Genomic DNA, 2,170 nt, shown 5'->3' with positions numbered 1-2,170 from the left:
GAATCACGGCGCCGTAGTGCACGTTGAAGCCGTGGGCGAAAACCAGGGAAGCGCCCTGCTTGATGTGGGGAGCCACGTCGTTTTTGTAGACCGCGCCGATTTGCTCGTCGGGCAGCAGGATCATGACCACGTCAGCGGCTTTGACCGCGTCCGCGACTTCAGCGACCTTCAGGCCGGCCTTTTCGACCTTGGGCCACGAAGCGCCGCCCTTGCGCAGGCCGACGATCACTTTCACGCCGCTGTCGTTCAGGTTTTGCGCGTGTGCGTGGCCCTGGCTGCCGTAGCCGATGATGGCGACTGTTTTGCCCTTGATCAGGCTCAAATCACAATCTTTGTCGTAAAAAACTTTCATTTTTCTCTCCAGAATAGGTATTGGCGAAAATGCCCTTCGACAGGCTCAGGGCGAACGGTAAACGCATATCGCCACTCAAAATCCGTTCGCGTTGAGCCTGTCGAAACGCGCGCACGGACGACTTAAATCAAACCCGCAAAATCCGCTCTCCACGGCCGATGCCGCTGGAGYCGGTTCGCACCGTCTCCAGGATCGCACTGCGGTCTATGGCTTCCAGAAATGCATCGTTCTTGGACTGGTCCCCAGTCAGCTCGATGGTGTAGCTTTTCTCCGTCACGTCGATGATTCGCCCGCGGAATATATCAGCCATGCGCTTCATCTCTTCGCGCTCCTTGCCGACTGCGCGCACCTTGACCATCATGAGTTCACGCTCGGTGTAGGAGCCTTCGGTCAGATCGACAACCTTGACGACTTCAATCAGTCGGTTCAGGTGCTTGGTGATTTGTTCAATGACGTCGTCAGAACCGGTGGTCTGTATCGTCATGCGCGACAGGCTCGGGTCCTCCGTCGGGGCGACGGTCAGGCTTTCGATGTTGTAGCCGCGTGCCGAGAACAGGCCGACCACGCGGGAAAGAGCGCCCGGCTCGTTTTCCAGCAAAACTGCAATGATGTGTTTCATAAGAAGATTCCTCTTTTCGCTGCCCTCCCCTGCGCACGGTAATGCGCAGGCTCGGCAGACAATAGATTCGTCAGGTGACGGTGAATGAATGGGTGTGGTGGCGTGAGGCCTAGAGGTCTTCCGACCCCAGCAGCATTTCGGTAATGCCCTTGCCGGCCTGCACCATCGGGAACACGTTTTCGGTCGGATCCGTGCGGAAGTCCATGAACACAGTGCGGTCCTTGAGCTTGCGGGCTTCGCGAAGCGCCGGCTCTACGTCCTGCGGCTTTTCGATCAACATGCCAACGTGCCCGTAGGCTTCGGCCAGCTTCACGAAATTGGGCAGTGCGTCCATGTAGCTGCTGCTGTAGCGGCCTTCATAGTCAATTTCCTGCCACTGACGCACCATGCCCAGGTAACGGTTGTTCAGCGACACGATCTTGATCGGCGTGTTGTATTGCAGGCAGGTGGAAAGCTCCTGGATGCACATCTGCACCGAACCTTCACCGGTGATGCAGAACACTTCCGAGTCGGGCTTGGCCAGCTTGATGCCCATGGCATAGGGAATACCGACGCCCATGGTGCCCAGGCCGCCTGAATTGATCCAGCGGCGCGGCTCGTCGAACTTGTAGTACTGCGCAGCCCACATCTGGTGTTGACCCACGTCCGACGTGATGTAGGTGTCCGCGTCCTTGGTCAGCTTCCAGAGCGTTTCGACCACATGCTGGGGCTTGATGACATCGCCTTTGCCCATGCTGTACTTCATGCAGTCGCGTTTGCGCCAGCCTTCAATCGTGTCCCACCAGCCGCCCAGGGCGTTCGCGTCAGGCTTGAGGCCGGATTCCTTGATCATGGCAATCAGTTCGGTCAGCACGTCCTTCACGTCGCCCACGATCGGAATATCAACCTTCACGCGCTTCGAAATACTGGAAGGGTCGATGTCGATGTGGATGATCTTGCGTTCGTTCTGCGCGAAATGCTTGGGGTTACCGATCACGCGGTCATCAAAACGCGCACCGACAGCCAGCAACACGTCGCAATGCTGCATCGCATTGTGGGCTTMGATGGTGCCGTGCATACCCAGCATGCCGAGGAATTTTGTGTCGCTGGCCGGGTAGGCGCCCAGGCCCATCAAGGTGTTGGTGCAGGGGTAGCCCAGCATGTCGACCAGCGTGCGCAGTTCTTGCGATGCATTACTGAGCAATACGCCGCCGCCCGCC

General features: G+C 58.1%; 3 protein-coding genes. All 3 read right to left on the bottom strand.

Translation table 11 applies throughout. The features are described 5' to 3' along the window. A partial coding sequence (locus AC1DWI_RS20510) for an NAD(P)-dependent oxidoreductase (protein ID WP_477725613.1) occupies positions 1–352 on the bottom strand: 352 nt, incomplete at its 3' end. Positions 353–479: 127 nt separating this feature from the next. After that, positions 480–971, bottom strand: coding sequence for an acetolactate synthase small subunit (gene ilvN, locus AC1DWI_RS20505; RefSeq protein WP_477725612.1), 492 nt, complete (start codon positions 969–971; stop codon positions 480–482). Between the two features lie 109 nt (positions 972–1,080). Then, positions 1,081–2,170, bottom strand: a 1,090-nt coding sequence (locus tag AC1DWI_RS20500) for a thiamine pyrophosphate-dependent enzyme (protein WP_477725611.1), incomplete at its 5' end; no start/stop codon positions are given.

The organism is Polaromonas sp. P3_C2 (genome assembly GCF_056402675.1).
This window is presented reverse-complemented; position numbering and strand designations above follow the sequence as displayed.